Source organism: Streptomyces sp. NPDC001513, from assembly GCF_042894695.1.
Lineage (GTDB): Bacteria > Actinomycetota > Actinomycetes > Streptomycetales > Streptomycetaceae > Streptomyces.
On the sequence record NZ_JBIAVU010000001.1, the window covers coordinates 744798 to 760747 of the forward strand.

Below are 15950 nucleotides of genomic sequence, written 5' to 3' on the forward strand. Positions count from 1 at the left end.
CACGCCGTTCAGGCGACCTTCGCCGCGGTGCGGGCCACGGGGTGCAGGGCCGCGTGCTCCAGCGGAGCCGACGGGTCGATCGAGACGTCGAGCTGCGCCGGAGCCGAGCCCGCCCGCACCAGGAGGTCACCGACGGCGGCGATCATCGCCCCGTTGTCGGTGCACAGGGTGAGCGGGGGCACCCGCAGTTCGACCCCGGCCGCCGCGCACCGTTCCTCCGCCAGCGCGCGCACCCTGGAGTTGGCGGCGACCCCGCCCACCACGACGAGCGTGCGCACTCCGTACTCCCGGCAGGCGGCCAGGGCCTTGCGGGTGAGCACGTCCGCCACGGCCTCCTGGAGGGAGGCGGCGCCGTCGGCCAGCGGGATCTCCTCGCCGCGCAGGCGGTGCTGCTCGGCCCAGCGCGCGGCGGCGGTCTTCAGCCCGGAGAAGGAGAAGGCGTACGGGGCGTCTCCGGGGCGCGTCAGCGGGCGCGGGAAGGCCACCGCGCAGCCGTTGCCGCCGCGGGCGGCGCGGTCGATGGCCGGCCCGCCCGGATAGGGCAGGCCGAAGACCCGGGCCGCCTTGTCGAAGCACTCCCCGGCCGCGTCGTCCACGGTGTCGCCGAGGTGCAGGATCGGATCGCGTACGAGGTCCCGTACGAACAGGAGCGAGGTGTGCCCGCCCGACACGATCAGCACCATGCACGGGTTGGGGAGCGGCCCGTGTTCCAAGGTGTCGGCGGCGACGTGTCCGGCCAGGTGGTGCACCCCGTAGAGGGGCACGCCGGCCGCGTAGGCCAGGGTCTTCGCCCCGGCCAGGCCGACCTGCAGGGCGCCCGAGAGGCCCGGTCCGGTGGTGACCGCGACGGCGTCGATGTCGGAGATCCGCAGCCCCGCCTGGTCGAGGGCCTCCCGTACCACGGGGTTGAAGGCGTGCAGGTGGGCGCGGGCGGCGATCTCGGGCACCACCCCGCCGAACCGCGCGTGTTCGTCCATGCTCGACGCCACCACGTGGGCGAGCAGCCGCCCGTCGGACACGATCCCGGCACCGGTCTCGTCACACGACGACTCGATGCCCAGCACCACAGGAGAGCCCACCGGAACCTCTTTCGCACATCCAGATCAATTGCAAACTACTCGCAATAAGGTACGCCGCCGAACGGATCCACCGCGTACCGGCGGCGGACGGGAACTCGGACCGCACCGCGTACGACTACCTCCCCGGCGGCTCCCGCGCGGACGACCACGACGGGCGCAGCGCCGTACACGTACCAGGATCTGGAGAGCCGATGACCGGAAGGCAACCCGAGACCCGCCCCGACCGCGCCTGGCCGCGTGGGGCGCCGCCACCGGCCCTGGCCGGCTTCGTCGTGCTCCTGGCCGCGCTGTTCGCCCTCTCCTACGGGGTGGGTTCGGCCGCCGGGCCGGTCGCCCCCGGCCTGCACCGCACCGGCACCGGGACGGGATCCACCGGCGGTTCGCACAGTGGCGGCGGCACGGGCGGCATGGGCGGCACGCATCCGGGGAGCGCCCGATGACCGCGGACACGGCGGGCGGCACCCTGACGACGACCGATCTGACCGTCGGCGGCATGACGTGCGCCGCCTGTGTGAACCGGGTGGAGAAGCGGCTGGCCCGGATCGACGGGGTGAGCGCGACGGTGAACCTCGCCACCGGGAAGGCACGGGTGAGCCATCCGCCGGCCGTGAGCGTCCAGGACCTGGTCGCAGCGGTGGAACGCGCCGGCTACACCGCCGAACCGCCCCCGCCCCCGCCGGCCGCCGCGCCGCGTGAGCCGGCCGTGCCGCCCGCGGAGCCGCCGGCGGACGGTGAACGCGCGGAGCGCGAACGGCTGTTGATCACCGCGCTGCTCTGCCTGCCGGTCCTCGTGCTGTCGATGGTGCCCGCCCTGCAGTTCCGCAACTGGCAGTGGCTGTGCCTCACCCTGGCCGCTCCGGTCGTCGTGTGGAGCGCCCTGCCGTTCCACCTGCGGGCAGCACGCGGGCTGCGGCACGCGGCGGCCACCATGGACACCCTGGTCTCCCTGGGGGTCCTCGCCTCGTTCTCCTGGTCCCTGTACGCGCTGTTCCTCGGCGGCGCCGGCGATCCGGACATGCGGATGCCGTTCACCTTCCTCCCCTCGGCGGGCGGGGAGGTCGCGCACGTCTACCTGGAAGCCGCCGTCGGAGTTCCCCTGTTCGTCCTGGCGGGCCGCCATCTGGAGGGCAGGGCCCGGCGGAGCACCGGCGCGGCCCTGCGCTCACTGGCCGGGCTCGCCGTCAAGGACGTGACCGTGCGCGAGGACGGCCGGGAGCGGCTGATCCCCGTGGAAGAACTGCGGGTGGGGCAGGAGTTCCTCGTACGGCCGGGCGAACGGGTCGCCACCGACGGTGTGGTGGTCTCCGGCAGCTCGGCCCTGGACCTGTCCCTGGTCACCGGTGAGAGCGATCCCGTGGAAGTGGGGCCCGACCGGAAGGTGGTGGGCGCCGCCGTCAACGCCGGTGGACTGCTCCTCGTACGGGCCACCGCGGTCGGTGCGGACACCCAGCTCGCCCGGATCACCCGCATGGTCACCGAAGCGCAGGCGGGCAAGGCGCGGGCCCAGCGGCTCGCCGACCGCGTGGCGGGGGTCTTCGTCCCGGTCATCCTGGCCCTTGCGGTCACCGTGCTCGGTTTCTGGCTCGGCGCCGGGGCGGATCCGCAGGCGGCCGTGACCGCGGCGGTGGCGATCCTCGTCGTCGCCTGTCCGTGCGCGCTGGGGCTGGCGACGCCCACCGCGCTGCTGGCCGCGACCGGCCGGGGCGCGCAGCTGGGCGTGCTGGTCAGCGGTCCGCAGGCGCTGGAGGCACTGCGGCACGTCGACACCGTGGTCCTGGACAAGACCGGCACGCTCACCACCGGACACATGAGCGTCGTCCAGGTCACCGCGGTCAGCGGCGGCATCGGGCGCGAGGCGGTCCTGCGCCTGGCCGGGGCCGTGGAGCAGGGCTCGGAGCATCCGCTGGGCCGCGCCCTCGCCGCGTACGCGCAGCGCGCGCTGCCCGGGGGCACGCTGCCCCCGGTCACCGACTTCCTGGCGACGGCCGGGGTGGGGGTCACGGGGCTCGTGGAGGGCCGGCGCATCGACCTGCTCTCTCCGGACGACGGCCTGCCGAAGTCGTTGGCGCAGGCGCTGGCCGAGGCGGAGGCGGCCGTGCTCACTCCCGTCCTGGTCCGGGTGGACGGCTTCGACGAGGCCCTGATCACCCTCGGGGACGTGCTGCGGCCCGGGAGCTACCGCGCCGTGGACCGGATGCGCCGGCTGGGAGTGGAACCGGTGCTGGCCACCGGTGACCGCGATGCCACGGCCCTGGCGGTCGCCGCGCAGCTCGGCATCTCCGCGGTCCACGCCCGCTGCACTCCGGAGGGGAAGGCCGAGCTGGTCACGCGCCTGAAGGAGGAGGGCCGCCGGGTGGCGGTGATCGGCGACGGGGTGAACGACGCCGCCGCCCTGGCCCGCGCCGATCTCGGCATCGCGATGGGCAGCGGTACGGACGTGGCGATCGGCGCCGCCGACGTGACGCTGGTGCGCGGTGACATCGAGGCGGTGGCCGACGCGGTCCGGCTGGCCCGTCGCACCCTGGGGACGATCCGCGCCAACCTCGTCTGGGCGTTCGGCTACAACGCGGTCACCGTGCCCCTGGCCGCGGTCGGCTGGCTCAACCCGATGGTCGCCGCCGCCGCGATGTCGGCCAGTTCGCTGCTGGTGGTCGGCAACAGTCTGCGCCTGCGGGCCTGGCAGCCCGTGCCGAAGCGCCACGGCGGTATGTCACCCCGTCCCCGCCGAAAGGGTTTTCAGCGATGACCGATCCTCTCTCCCCCACCTCCTCGGCCGAGCAGTCGCCCGGCGGCCGCCGGCTGCGCGAAGGACTGATCGCCGTACTGGCACCGGTGACCGCGTGTCTCACGGCCCTGGTCGGGCTGACCGCGTGGACCACGGCGGGGGCCGCGGGCACTCCGGCCCGGATCGAGGTCGGCATCGGGCGGGTCTTCCTGCCGTACGCCGACAAGGAGCGCACCGCGGCGTTCTTCCGGATCACGAACACCGGTGGGTCCGGGGACCAGTTGGTCTCCGTGACCTCTCCGGTCGTCGAGGCGGTGATGCTGAGCCGGCACGTGAGCGCCGCGGGAGCGGATTCCATGCGCATGGTCGGCTCGACGGAGATCCCCGCCGGTTCGACGCTGCAGATGACCCCGAGCACGCTGGACGTGATGATGACGGTCAAGGGCCGCTGGCAGGTGGGGGACGCCGTGCCCTTCGTCCTGCACTTCCGCGAGAGCGGGCCCGTGCAGGCCGTGGCGTTCGTCGTACGGCCGGGCAGCTGAGCCGCCTCCCGTCACGGAATGCGGCACGGATCTCGTCGAATCTCGTCGATCTCGTCCATTTCGCCGATCGCGGGAACCCGGAGCCCGCGCCGGCCGACTACTGCCACGTACGAGGCGGACACTGCGCCGAAGTCATCCTGCTGCAGAGGATCGAGGGACGAGAGATGGGCGGGCTGGACGTCCACATGCGCGAAGTGGCCTGCCGGCACGGCCGGGTGGAGGCCGTCGCCGATGTGGATCTGGAGATCGCGGCCGGTGAGCGGGTGGCCCTGACCGGAACGAACGGTTCGGGCAAGACCACGCTGCTGCGTGCCGTGCTCGGCCTCCACCGGCAGGTGTCGGGCGCGATCACGGTCGGCGGACGCGGCACCGGTTCGGCCGCGGAGTGGGCCTGGCGGCGCCGCGCCTGCGCCTGGATCCCGCAGAAGCCGGCCGCGGGGCGCTTCCCGCTGCTCGGCGCCGAGTTGCTGGCGAGCAGCGGCGCCGCGGAGGACGCGGCCGAGGCCGCGGACCGGCTGGGGGTGGGTCCGCTGACCGGGCGGCCGCTGCACACCCTCTCCGGCGGGCAGTTGCAACGCATGTACCTGGCCCGGGCGATCGGCTGTGTCGCCGCCGGGGCCCAGGTGCTCCTGGCCGACGAACCCACCGCGGCCCTCGACTTCGACGGGCAGGAGGAGGCGGCGGACGTCCTCACCTCCCTGCCGGTGACCCTCGTCGTGGTGACGCACGACCGCGCGCTGGCGGAGCGCTGCGACCGGGTGCTGGAGATGGCCGCGGGCCGGCTGCGGGAGGTCCGGTGACACTCGCCACCGCCGACCTCGGCGCACTCCTGCAACTCCTGCCCGTGCAGCGGGCGGGCATCGCCCTGCTGCTGGCCGCCGTCGGGCTGCCCGTGATCGGGGTGGTCATCGTCGGGCTCGACATCATGCCGGTCCGGTTCGCGATGATGCACGTGGCCCTGCTCGGCATCGCGGTCGGCCTGCTCACCGGCCTCGACCCCATGCTGTGCGCGCTGGTGGCCTGCGCCCTGGCCGGCGCGGGCGTCGCACCGCTCGCCCGTACCCCGGACGGGCTGTCGGGGGCGATGGGGCTGCTGATGAGTCTGGCCATCGCGGCGGCCCTCCTCCTGCTCGCCGTGTCGGGCGTCAACGCCTCCGGCGCCTTCGCCCTGCTCTGGGGGTCGATCCTGTCGGTGGGCACGGCCGATCTCGTGGTCCTCGGGGTGCTCGCCGTCGTGGTCCCCGGCCTGTTCTGGTGGCGGCGCCGCGAGATCGGCCTGCTCCTCTACGACCGCGAACTCGCCCAGTGTTCCGGCGTGCCCGTGCGGGCGCTGACCGCGGTCCTCCTGGTCCTCGTCGCCGTCGCGGTCGCCGGCGCCATCAAACTCACCGGCGCCCTGCTCGTCGACGCGCTGACCCTGCTGCCCGCGCTCGCGGCCCGCCGCCTCGGCAGCTCGCTGCGGTCGATCACCCTCTGGGCGGTCGGCATCGGCATCGTCGTCAACCTGACGGGGTTCCTGCTGGCCCTGTGGCTGGACTGGCCTCCCGGCCCGGTCCTCGTCCTGACCGCGGGGGCACTCGTCCTCGCCGTGCACTTCATACCCGAACGGAGAATCAGCACATGGCGCGCACCCGCGGCCGTATCCCTTCCCTCCTCGCACTGAGCGCGGCGGTCCTCCTCACCACGGCCGGCTGCGGAGACGACACCGGCACCGGCGCAGCGGCCGACAGCCCGGCGCCGGCCGGCGCCCCGGCCGCCAAGACCAAGCCCGTGGTGGTCGTGACCACCACCTGGGAGGGCGCCTTCGCCCGGGCCGCGGGCGCCCAGGACGTCAAGGTCATCGTCCCGCAGTCCGTGCACCACGCCCCCGACTACGACCCGAAGCCCTCGGACCTCGCCGCCGTCGCCAGGGCCGACTTCGTGCTCTACGCGCCCTTCGAGCCGTACGCGGCGAAGATCAAGGAGGCGGCGGGCTCCAAGGCGAAGCTGGTCGAGGTCAACCTCGACAACGACCCCGACAAGGTCAAGGCCGAGGTCGACAAGCTGGGCGCCCTCTTCGGCACGGCGGACGCCGCCACGCAGTGGAAGAGCGGCTTCGACACCGAGTACGCGAAGCTGAACAAGGACGTCCAGGCGGCCTGGCCCGGCGGCAAGAGCCCCTCCGTGGTCACCCAGGTCTTCACCGCCTGGGCCGCGAAGCTCGCCGGGGCCACGCCCGTCGGCACGTTCGGGCCGGAGGCCGTCACCCCGTCGCAGCTCGCGGAGCTGTCCGCGAAGAAGCCGGCGCTCGTCCTGGACAACGCGCACATGTCCACCGGCACGGTCCTGCCCGACTCCGGCGCGAAGCAGGTCAAGATCGTCAACTACCCGGGCGAGGACCTCGACCTGCTGCCGGTCTACCGCAACGCGGCGGCCGAGCTGAAGAAGGCCATGGGCGCCCCCTGACCGGGCGCCGGAAGGCATGACGCACACGGGAGGGCACGCGTGGAACGCGTGCCCTCCCCTGTTGCGGTGTACGGGGCCCGGCGGCGGAAGCGCCGCCGGGCCCCGCTCTCTCATCCCGCCTGGGCGAGCGGAACGCTTCCGATCTCCGGCAGCGGACGGACGTCTGTCAGGCATGCGCGCAGGGCCGCCCGGTCGGGCTTGCCCGCCGGGGTCAGCGGGAGTTCGGCGACGATCAGGAGCCGCTCGGGGAACTTGCGCGGTTCGAGCCCGCGCTCCGTGAGGTGCGCGCCGAGCTCCTCCAGGGAGGGCGCCTGCGCCGTGCGGGGTACGACGCAGGCCGCCAGCCTCTCCCCCATGACCGCGTCCGGAACGCCCACGCACACCACGTCGCGCACCAGCGGGTGGGAGGCCAGCTGGCGTTCGACCTCGGCGGGGCTGATGTTGGCGCCGCCCCGGATGACGATGTCCTTGAGCCGTCCGACGATGTGGAGGGTGCCGGCCTCGTCGAGGAAGCCCAGGTCTCCGGTGCGGACCCAGCCGTCGGGCGTGCGGTAGCGGGCGTCGAGGTCCGGGGAGGCGACGTAGCACAGCGGGGTCATCGGGCCGCGCGCGATGATCTCCCCGACCCGGCCGTCCGGCAGCGGCTCGTGCGTCTCGGTGTCGGCGATGCGGATGTCGGCGACCCGGGGGTCGGGGCGCCCGGCCACGACCCCCTGGCCGTCCGCGGGCGGGGTGTCGTGGTCCAGGCCGGTGTGGCAGTTGACGCCGTCGGCGGAGCCGTAGAGGTTGACGACCGGGCAGCCGAAGGCGCGGGCGGCCTCCTTGGCCGTGCGCTCGTCGAGCGCGGACCCGCCCAGGACGAGGGCGGTGGGGGCGGGCAGCGGAGCGGCGTCGCCTTCGAGCCGGTCCAGCATCATCCGCACCATGGTCGGTACGCCGAGGATGTGCGTCGGCGCGTGCTCGCGCACCGCCGCGAGGGCCGCCTCCGGGGTGAAGTGGTCGAGGAGGACGAGCGTGCCGCCGTGCCGGGCCAGGGTGACGGCCGTCCCGTTGGAGCCGAAGGCGGAGCCGAGCGGCACCAGGAACAGGCAGCGCGGCGCGGTCCCGTCGGGCATCAGCGAGGCGAGGAAGTTGCCGCGACCGCCCGCGAGGGCGTTGTGCGAGTACGCGACCATCTTCGGCTCGGCCTCGGAGCCGGAGGAGACCAGGATGCGGGCCGCGCTGTCCGGGTCGGGCCGGGCCGGTACGAAGGCGCTCGCGTCGGAGCGCAGCAGGGCGGAGAAGGAGACCGTTCCCTCGGGGGCCGGCCCGGGTCCGGCGGCGATCACGTGCCGGAGCGCGGGCAGGGCCGGTGCCAGGGTGTGCAGGTCGGCGGCGTGCCGGCTGCCGCGGTGCTCGGTCGCGGCGATGACGGCGACGGCCTCGGCGCGGCGCAGCAGGCATTCCGCTTCCAGGCTGCCGCGGCCGACGGGGAAGGGCAGGGCCACCGCGCCGAGGGCGGCGAGGGCCAGGTCGGCGATGACGGCGTTCCGGTTGTTCGGGAGCTGGACGGCGACCACGTCGCCGGGGCCTATGCCGAGGTCGCGCAGGCCGCTGGCCAGACATCGCACCTTGCGGTCGAGGGCGGTGTAACAGAGCGGGCCCTTGGCGTCGATGACGGCGGTGGCGTGCAGGTCGGCGATCTGCCGGGCCCGGAAGAGGCTGTAGAGGTCGAGGTCGGGGCAGGTGCCGTCGACCACCCAGGAGCGGCGGAGTTCGGCGGGCAGCAGGTCGTGCAGTTCGAGCCTGTTGGCGGTCATGAGAAGCTCCAGGGGTCGGGAACGGCAGGGGCGCCGTGCGCGTCGCGACTGATCGAGCCGGTGAAGCGCTGGTCGTGGTGCAGGTCGGCCAGTTCGGTGGTGACGGCGGTGGCCGTCAGGCCGTGCTCCCGCAGCTGCCCGAGGGCGTCCGCGGTGGGGAGTTCGCGCAGGTCGTACGCTCCGGCGGCGGTGGCGGCCGCGTCGCTCGGGGCGATCCAGCCGTCGGCCGTGGGCAGGGGCCGCCGGAATCCGGCCGGCCGACGGGGGTTCTCGCCGCGTGCCGCGCGTCGCAGGGCGGGGGCGGTCAGGGTGTCGGCGGCGCCGAGCAGGGAGGAGTCCACGCGGACGCCGTGGCCGGTGCGTTCGCGCAGGAGGAGTCCGGCGAGGACCGCCTCGGTGCCGTGCAGTCCGCCGAGGACGTCGAGCAGGGTCATCAGTGACGGGGCGGGGGCCTCGTCCTGGGGGCGGACGGCCTCGCCGACCGCGGTGCGGGCCTGGACCATGAAGTCGGTGCCCATGGGGGCGTCGTCGAGCCGGTCGGCCCAGCCGCTGGTGTACGCGTAGACCAGTGCGGGGTTCACCGCCGCGAGGTCGTCGTGGTCCAGGCCGAGTTCGGCGGCCTTGCCCGGGGCCCAGTTGTGCAGGAAGACGTCGGCCTCCGCGGCCATCTCGCGCAGGCGGCGCCGGTCCGCGTCGGCCTTGATGTCGATCTCCACGGCCCGCTTGCCCCGGTTGAGGGCGAGCCAGCGCGCGGAGATCCCGGAGCAGGCGGGCGGCATACCGCGCAGCGGGTCGCCGCCCGGCGGCTCGATCCGGATCACCTCGGCGCCCAGCAGGCCCAACAGGTGTGCGGCGAGCGGGGCCTGGATGCGCCGGCCGGCCTCCAGGACGGTCAGTCCGGCCAGCGGCCGGCCCACGGAGGGCCGGTCCCCGCGCCCGGAGCCCCGTTGGTCTCCACGTCCGGCCGCCGTCCCCGGGCGGCCCGCTTCCGGCCCGAGGAGCCGGAGTGCCCACGGGGCGGCGCCGTCGTCCTCCAACGCCCTTTCCCCGAGCGTGCGCAGGACGCACACCTCGGCGCCGGAGAGGGCGGCGGCCCGCCGGATGCCCGTCATGGGGGTGGCCCGGGTGATCTCGTGGAGGGCTTCCGGGAAGGGCGCGCAGGCGGTGGCGTACCGGAACTGGAAGGGCCGCCAGCCCGCCCGCATCGCGTCGGCAGGCGCCTCCAGCGCCCGCCAGAAGGCGGCCCAGGCACCCGGGTCGAGGGTCTCCAGTTCGAAGAGGACGCCCTCGGCGGAGCGGAAGGGCGGCCCGCCGGCGTCGAGTTCGGCCGCTTCGCCCTCGTCGGCTCCGGCGGCTGCGAGGTACTGGGACACCGTCAGCAGGCCCGCCCGGTCCGCGCGGGTGGCGACCTGGGCGGCGGCCCCTCCGCGGGCCTGGCCTATGAGGCCGGCGAGCAGCCCCTGCACGGTCAGGACGGCGGTGGCCGTGGCCGCGTAGTCGGCGGCCAGTCCCCGCGGGGAGCCGTCCCGGCGGCCGTGGACGGCCATGATGCCGGTGGCGGCCTGCACGGTCGCCTCGTCGACGAGCCCGCTCGCGGGCCCCGCCCACGTGGCGAGCGCGCGGGCCGGTGCGAAGCCGCCGCCGGTGAGCGTGATGCGGTCCGGCGGAGCGTCCTGGCGGGGATGATCCCCGCTCGCGCCGAGCATGCGCAGGTGGTCGGCGACCACCCCGGTGATCTGCGGCGGCCCCGAGGTGTCGAAGCGCAGTGTGTCGAGCGGCCGGACCGTCTGCGTGGTGGCTGGTGACGCCATGCCTCTCCTCTCCCGGCGCGGCGGTGGCCGTCGCCCGGTTCGTGCGATACGCGGGGAACCGGGGGGCGTCCGCGCCCGACCAGTTCCACGGACAGACAGTCGGACAACCGTTCCCACGAGTTCCCGGGAATGAGGAGGAAAACAGTGACGGATCCAGACACGACCACCCAACACGTGCTCCAGGGAGCCGAGTTGAGAGACAGGATCGCCACATTCGTCCGCGGCCGGGTGATCCCTCAGGAGGGCGTACTGGACGCTGGCGGCCCGGCGGCGGCCGCGGCACTCGCCGAGTTGCGGCGCCAGGCCCGCGAGGAGGGGCTCTGGGCGCTCCCGCTCCCGGCCGAACTGGGCGGCGGCGGCCTGTCCTTCGCCGCGTACGCCGCACTGGCGGAGGACGAGGGCGCCAGTGACCACGGGCCCGCCGCGCTCGGCTCCGCTCCCCTGCTCGACGTCACGATGCTGGCCCGCCACGGCACGCCCCGGGTCCGCGAGGAGTACCTGAAACGGCTGGTCGCCGGGGAGATGCGCACCTGCTACGCGATGACGGAGCCGGACGTGCCCGGCACCGACCCGTTCTCGACCGCCACCGGCGCCGAGCGCCTGGCCGACGGCAGCTGGCGCGTGACCGGCCGCAAGTGGTTCACCTCCGGCGCCGCGGGCGCCGACCTGGTGACCGTCATGGCCCGCACCAGCGGCGCCGCCGGGGACCGCGCGGGGCTCTCCCTGCTCCTGGTGCCGACCTCCTCGCCCGGCTTCCGGGTGGTGCGCGAACTTCCCGTGCTCGGTGGGGCGGGCCAGTACGAGATCGCGCTCGACCGGGTCCGGGTGCCCGCCGACCACCTCCTCGGCGAGCCCGGCGACGCCCTCGCCATCGCGGGTGAGCGGCTGCTCCTCGGGCGTACGCTGCGCTGCCTGCGCTGGCTGGGCCAGGCCCGGCGCGCCTTCGACCTCATGTGTGAACGGGCCGCCACCCGCAGCGGATCCCGTGGGCCCCTCGCCGAGCAACAGCTGGTCCAGCAGCACGTCTTCGACGCGCTGCTCGCGCTGCGCACCACGCGGCCCCTCGTCCACGAGGCGGTGGAGCTGATCGCGTCCGGTCAGGACGCCCGGACGGAGGTCGGGCTCGCCAAGGTCGCCGCCGCGCGGATGCTCCAGCAGGTCACGGACTCGGCCATCCAGGTCCACGGCGCCGCCGGGCTCGGCCCGGACACCCCCCTGCCCGCTCTCTTCCGTACGGGCCGCGCCGCCCGCATCCTCGACGGCCCCGACGAACTCCACATCACCACCGTGGCCCGCCGCGTCCTGCGCGACTACGGCGCGGGGACCGCTACACGCGGGTGATGTCGACGAGGCCGTCCAGGGCGGCCAGGCCGAGCGCGAGGAAGAAGTCGCCCCAGATCAGCTCGTGCCGGACGGCCAGGCCCTTCGCGGCGTCGTAGCAGCCGTCCAGGAGCATCCCGGGCGGGCGGCCGGAGCACGCGCCGGTCAGGTGGGCCTGCGCCAGGCGGTTCAGGATGGCGACGGCCCGGTCCGCGCACGCCTGCGCCCGGGGGCCCGGGACCCGTGCGAGCTTCAGCAGGGCCACCGCGGTGATCGCGGCGGCCGACGTGTCCAGCGGGCCGGCGGGCCGGGAGGCGTCGGCCGGCGGGACCAGCCGCCCGGCCAGCACCTCCCCCTGGGCCAGCAGCTGTCCGACCGCCTCGTCGAGCCGGGCGCGGGCATCGCCCACGAGGTCGGGCCGTACCAGGGCGTCGGCGACGGCCAGGAGCAGCCAGGCCTGGCCGCGGCTCCAGCCCGGCGCGGGATCGTCGCAGGGCTGCCATCCGGTGCTCTCGTCGAACAGCCGCGCGGGCCACAGCCAGGGATGCCGCTCGGCGCCCGAGCCGAGGCAGAGGTCGAGGTGCCGGTGGAGGTGGGCGGCCGCGGCGGCCGTCCCCCGCGCGTCGGCGCCCGCCAGCAGGGGCACCATCCCCGGTACGCCGTCCACGCGGGCCAGCAGGCGGGGCCCGCCCAGCGCCTCGCCCCAGGGAACCAGACCGAGTGCGGGGTCGTAGGCCGACAGGCAGGCCCGGGCGGCCCGTTCCCGCAGCCGGGCGGCTTCGCCGTCGGCCCCGGCGAGCGAGGTCCCGTACCAGAAGATCAGTCCCCGGGTGGCGGTGTCGGCGTCCGCCCACGGGGCGAGCCGGGCCGTGCACGCGGCGGCGGCCCGCCGGTCGGCGTCGGTACCGGTGTAGCGGGCGCGCAGCCACAGCAGCCCCGCCCAGAAGCCTCCGGTCCAGGAACCGCGGCCGGTGCTCGTCCACCGCCCGTCGTCGGGCTGCGCGTAGAGCGGGAAGCGTTCGCCGACCTGGGCCTCGGTCACGCTCACGCGCCCGATGACCGCCGCGAGGGCGTTCTCGGCCCAATCCGTGGGCACCGCGCCGTTCACGAGGCGGCCTTCCGCCGGTCCCGTGCGGCCCACACGAAGGCCACCGCTCCCGCCGCCGCGAACTCCACGGCGACCAGCAGCCACCCGTGGCCGTACCGGCCGCTTCCGGCCAGCAGCCCGAACAGGGGCGGTCCCAGGGCGAATCCGCCGAAGAACCCGGCCGCGACGAGCGCCGAGTCCTGTCCGGCCCGGCCCGGAGCGGCCCGCTGCATGACCAGCACCATGGACACGGCGTTCCCGGACACGGCGAACACACCGACGGCGACGGCCCCGAGCCACACCAACGGGCTCGCGACGAGCGCGGCACCCAGCAGGAGGGCCGCCCCGAGCGCGCCACAGGCGAGCCAGCCCGGCAGCCACTCGGCCCGCCCGGGCCGGGCCGCCTTCGACCAGCCGATCCGGCCGGCGATCCCGGCCACGCCCAGTACGGCGACCAGGGCGCCGGCCGCGGTGGGACCCATCCCCAGGCGCTGCGCCCCGAAGAGGGCCAGGTAGGTGTTGACCGAGGCGATCCCGGCCCCGAGGAACAGGGAGAAGGCCGCCAGCCAGGCGACCATCCCGCGGGGAACGAGTGAGCTCCGCGCGCCGGTCGGGGGCGGCGCGGGATCGTCGGGCAGCGCCCGCATCGCCCACCCCCCGGCGAGCAGGGCCGCGCCCGCCGCCGTCCACACCGCGCCCCGCCAGCCGATCCCGCCCGCCAGCAGCACGAGGGGCAGCCCGGCCACGAAGGCGCCCAGCTGGACGCCGGACTGCTTGAGTCCGGTCACCGCACCGCGCCGGGCCGGCGGGACGACGCGCATGATGGCCTTGTTGGTGGCGGGGTTGGCCAGCGCCTGCGGTACGCCGCCCAGTGCGACGGCGCCCAGCAGCGCGGCGGTGCCGGGCGCGGCGCCGATCAGGGCGAGCGCCGCGGCCGACACCAGCAGCAGGACGACCAGCGAGCGGCGCGGACCGATCCGGTCCACGATCCGGCCGCCGGCCGGGGACAGCAGGGCGGCCGTCCCGAAGCCGAGCGTCGTCGTCAGCCCGAGGACCGCGGGCGAGACTCCGAGTTCGTCCACCAGTCGCGGGCCCAGGGCCCCGAGGAGGAACAGCTGGAGCATCGAGAACGCCATGGCGCACGTGAGCAGCGCCGTCAGCGACCTCCCCGTGCCGTCGTCGGTGCGCGCCGGCACGGTCCCGGGTTCCTCCACCGCCACTGATGGCTCCTTCCCCACGCTGCGCGCACATCGTTCCGACCGGCCAGTCAGTCGGCCGGCAAGGGCTTCCGGTTCCCCGCGGGTTGTGTGGTCCGGGTCACATGGGGCGGGCGCTCAAGGTGTGGCCGGGTCGGCCACCAGAACTTGTCCAGAAGTGCGCAGCATTCTTCGAAGTCCCGGACGCTGGTGCGAGGATGAGCCCCGCCATGAACCCGGGCCGATGTTCACGAGTCGTACGGGCTGCGATGTTCGCAGCCCTCTGCGTGCTGCTCGCAGCCACCGGCCACATCCTCATGTCGGGTACGGCGGTGCCCTGGTGGGCCCTGTCCGCCGCGTTCGCCGGCACGGCGGGAGCGGCCTGGGCCTTCGCGGGCCGTGAGCGCGGGCTGCTCGCCGTCACCGCCGCGACCGTCACCGTCCAGGCCGGGCTCCACGCGGGCTTCTCCCTCGCCCAGTCCCTGGTCCATCCCTCCCTGCCCACCGGCACCTCGTTCGCCCGCCAGTGGGCGGAGTACCTGACCTGCGGAGACGGGGCGACCTCGGCCGTCTCCCCGCGCGAGGCGCTGAGGGTGGTCAACGAGGCAGGGGTCGGCGGGCTGGTCTTCCGGCCGCCGCCCGGCACCGTGCTCTCCGATGCCACCGCCCATGGCCACCACGCCGTGCACGAGATGGCCGGCGCGGTGTCCGCGGGGACTCCGATGCCGGGCGGGGGCCACGACATGGGCGGCATGTCGCCGACGGCGATGCTCGCCGCCCACCTCGTGGCCGCGGTGCTCTGCGGCCTGTGGCTCGCCTACGGAGAGCGAGCCGCCTTCCGCATCCTGCGGGCCGTCGCCGGATGGCTCTGGACTCCGCTGCGCCTGCTGCTTCGGCCGGCCGCGACGGCGCACCCGCCGCGCCTCCTCGTACACCGCGCCCGCCGGCGCCACGCGCTGCGCCGGCTCCTCCTCGTCCACGCCATCACCTCTCGGGGTCCCCCGACGGGAGCCGCTGTCGTCTGACAGCCGGCTCCCCGAGCACGCGTCGGCATCCGCGTTCGCGCCCGCCCTCCGCGCCTCGGGCATCGGCCCTGCCTCCGGCAGGCCGTACACCCTTCACCGGCCCCGCCCCCGCGCGGCGCCGGTCACCCCTTCACCGAAGGACCTGTGGCGATGACTCCTGCCCTGCCCACCCAGAACTGTCCCGCCGTCGAGCAGCCGGACCGGCACACCGCCGACGCGGCGGTGACCCGACTGGCCCTGGACGCCCGCGACGGTGACCCCGCGAAGGCCGACCGCTTCGTCCGCGCACTGCACCGCGACGTCTGGCGCTACGTCGCCTACCTCAGCGCCGACACCCAGGCCGCCGACGACCTCACCCAGGACGTGTTCCTGCGGGCCCTCGCCGCCCTTCCCCGCTTCGAGGGCCGCTCCTCGGCGCGCACCTGGCTGCTGTCCATCGCCCGCCGCACCGTCGTCGACAGCCTCCGCCACGCCGCGGCCCGGCCCAGGCTCTCGGACCGGTACGACTGGCAGACCGCCGCCGAGCAGGCCCAGCCGTACGACGTACCGGGCTTCGACGAGGGCGTCGCGCTGGCCGAACTCCTGGCCACGATCCCGTCCGAACGCCGGGAGGCCTTCGTCCTCACCCAGCTCCTGGGCCTGCCGTACGCCGACGCGGCCGAAGCCATCGGCTGCCCCATCGGCACCGTCCGCTCCCGCGTCGCCCGGGCCCGCACCTCCCTCATCGAACTACTGACGGGCACCGCTCCGTCCGCGCCCGTCCGGGAGCACCCGCACCCGCTCCCGGACCGGGAACTGCGGTTCGTCACACCGGCCGTGCGCAAGGGCGCGCTCACCACGTCGCCCGCCTGATCCGGCCGGGGCGCACGGGAGGGCCCGGCGTGAGCGCCACCCTCCCGTGGCCCCGCGCGAGCCAGGTGC

General features: G+C 75.2%; 14 protein-coding genes. 9 read left to right on the top strand and 5 right to left on the bottom strand.

What is annotated here, in order from left to right; genetic code table 11:
• Positions 1-8: 8 nt before the first annotated feature.
• Complete coding sequence (gene tsaD, locus ACFYZ4_RS03380; RefSeq protein WP_351303446.1) at positions 9-1067, bottom strand: tRNA (adenosine(37)-N6)-threonylcarbamoyltransferase complex transferase subunit TsaD; 1059 nt, start codon at positions 1065-1067, stop codon at positions 9-11.
• A 203-nt stretch (positions 1068-1270) separates the two neighbouring features.
• Here tsaD and ACFYZ4_RS03385 point away from each other — a divergent pair, with 203 nt between their 5' ends.
• The 6 genes from ACFYZ4_RS03385 to ACFYZ4_RS03410 all read left to right on the top strand — a co-directional run bounded on the left by ACFYZ4_RS03385 (position 1271) and on the right by ACFYZ4_RS03410 (position 6791).
• Complete coding sequence (locus ACFYZ4_RS03385; protein WP_351303429.1) at positions 1271-1519, top strand: hypothetical protein; 249 nt, start codon at positions 1271-1273, stop codon at positions 1517-1519.
• Entirely contained in the window at positions 1516-3825 is a 2310-nt protein-coding gene (locus tag ACFYZ4_RS03390) for a heavy metal translocating P-type ATPase (protein WP_351303432.1), read from the top strand. The genes ACFYZ4_RS03385 and ACFYZ4_RS03390 overlap by 4 nt, the downstream gene beginning before the upstream one ends.
• The gene (locus ACFYZ4_RS03395; protein WP_351303434.1) at positions 3822-4346 is read left to right on the top strand and encodes a copper chaperone PCu(A)C; all 525 of its coding nucleotides are present in this window, start codon (positions 3822-3824) and stop codon (positions 4344-4346) included. Before ACFYZ4_RS03390 ends, ACFYZ4_RS03395 begins: the two co-directional genes overlap by 4 nt.
• A gap of 164 nt (positions 4347-4510) precedes the next feature.
• The gene (locus ACFYZ4_RS03400) at positions 4511-5146 is read left to right on the top strand and encodes an ABC transporter ATP-binding protein (RefSeq protein ID WP_351303437.1); all 636 of its coding nucleotides are present in this window, start codon (positions 4511-4513) and stop codon (positions 5144-5146) included.
• On the top strand, positions 5143-6009 hold the full coding sequence (locus tag ACFYZ4_RS03405; RefSeq protein ID WP_030719115.1) for a metal ABC transporter permease: 867 nt from the start codon (positions 5143-5145) through the stop codon (positions 6007-6009). Before ACFYZ4_RS03400 ends, ACFYZ4_RS03405 begins: the two co-directional genes overlap by 4 nt.
• Positions 5967-6791: a metal ABC transporter solute-binding protein, Zn/Mn family gene (locus ACFYZ4_RS03410; protein WP_390782857.1), complete on the top strand. Its 825-nt coding sequence runs from the start codon at positions 5967-5969 to the stop codon at positions 6789-6791. Before ACFYZ4_RS03405 ends, ACFYZ4_RS03410 begins: the two co-directional genes overlap by 43 nt.
• Before the next feature lie 110 nt (positions 6792-6901).
• Here ACFYZ4_RS03410 and ACFYZ4_RS03415 read toward each other — a convergent pair whose 3' ends face one another.
• Positions 6902-8590: a class I adenylate-forming enzyme family protein gene (locus ACFYZ4_RS03415; RefSeq protein WP_390782858.1), complete on the bottom strand. Its 1689-nt coding sequence runs from the start codon at positions 8588-8590 to the stop codon at positions 6902-6904.
• The gene (locus tag ACFYZ4_RS03420) at positions 8587-10401 is read right to left on the bottom strand and encodes a CoA transferase (RefSeq protein ID WP_390782859.1); all 1815 of its coding nucleotides are present in this window, start codon (positions 10399-10401) and stop codon (positions 8587-8589) included. Before ACFYZ4_RS03420 ends, ACFYZ4_RS03415 begins: the two co-directional genes overlap by 4 nt.
• Positions 10402-10545: 144 nt before the next feature.
• Between ACFYZ4_RS03420 and ACFYZ4_RS03425 the strand changes: the two genes are divergently transcribed.
• Positions 10546-11742, top strand: a complete 1197-nt coding sequence (locus ACFYZ4_RS03425; protein WP_351298736.1) for an acyl-CoA dehydrogenase family protein — start codon at positions 10546-10548, stop codon at positions 11740-11742.
• On the opposite strand, the gene ACFYZ4_RS03430 is transcribed toward ACFYZ4_RS03425, so the two are convergent.
• Positions 11729-12817: a sugar ABC transporter permease gene (locus tag ACFYZ4_RS03430; RefSeq protein WP_390782860.1), complete on the bottom strand. Its 1089-nt coding sequence runs from the start codon at positions 12815-12817 to the stop codon at positions 11729-11731. The genes ACFYZ4_RS03425 and ACFYZ4_RS03430 overlap by 14 nt on opposite strands.
• An 8-nt stretch (positions 12818-12825) precedes the next feature.
• A complete protein-coding gene (locus ACFYZ4_RS03435; RefSeq protein WP_384350026.1) occupies positions 12826-14028 on the bottom strand; it encodes an MFS transporter in 1203 nt (400 codons plus the stop codon).
• 245 nt (positions 14029-14273) lie between these two features.
• On the opposite strand from ACFYZ4_RS03435, the gene ACFYZ4_RS03440 reads away from it, so the two are divergent.
• A complete protein-coding gene (locus ACFYZ4_RS03440; protein ID WP_390782861.1) occupies positions 14274-15029 on the top strand; it encodes a hypothetical protein in 756 nt (251 codons plus the stop codon).
• A gap of 150 nt (positions 15030-15179) precedes the next feature.
• Positions 15180-15881 (top strand): sigma-70 family RNA polymerase sigma factor, encoded by a 702-nt coding sequence (locus tag ACFYZ4_RS03445; protein ID WP_390782862.1) that lies wholly within the window; start codon positions 15180-15182, stop codon positions 15879-15881.
• Positions 15882-15950: the final 69 nt, after the last annotated feature.

Excerpts from the sequence above, each read along its gene's own strand:
- ACFYZ4_RS03385 (WP_351303429.1), top strand. The coding sequence starts at position 1,271 with ATGACCGGAAGGCAACCCGAGACCCGCCCCGACCGCGCCTGGCCGCGT.
- ACFYZ4_RS03390 (WP_351303432.1), top strand. The coding sequence starts at position 1,516 with ATGACCGCGGACACGGCGGGCGGCACCCTGACGACGACCGATCTGACC.
- ACFYZ4_RS03395 (WP_351303434.1), top strand. The coding sequence starts at position 3,822 with ATGACCGATCCTCTCTCCCCCACCTCCTCGGCCGAGCAGTCGCCCGGC.
- ACFYZ4_RS03400 (WP_351303437.1), top strand. The coding sequence starts at position 4,511 with ATGGGCGGGCTGGACGTCCACATGCGCGAAGTGGCCTGCCGGCACGGC.
- ACFYZ4_RS03410 (WP_390782857.1), top strand. The coding sequence starts at position 5,967 with ATGGCGCGCACCCGCGGCCGTATCCCTTCCCTCCTCGCACTGAGCGCG.
- ACFYZ4_RS03415 (WP_390782858.1), bottom strand. The coding sequence starts at position 8,590 with ATGACCGCCAACAGGCTCGAACTGCACGACCTGCTGCCCGCCGAACTC.
- ACFYZ4_RS03420 (WP_390782859.1), bottom strand. The coding sequence starts at position 10,401 with ATGGCGTCACCAGCCACCACGCAGACGGTCCGGCCGCTCGACACACTG.
- ACFYZ4_RS03440 (WP_390782861.1), top strand. The coding sequence starts at position 14,274 with ATGTTCGCAGCCCTCTGCGTGCTGCTCGCAGCCACCGGCCACATCCTC.
- ACFYZ4_RS03445 (WP_390782862.1), top strand. The coding sequence starts at position 15,180 with ATGACTCCTGCCCTGCCCACCCAGAACTGTCCCGCCGTCGAGCAGCCG.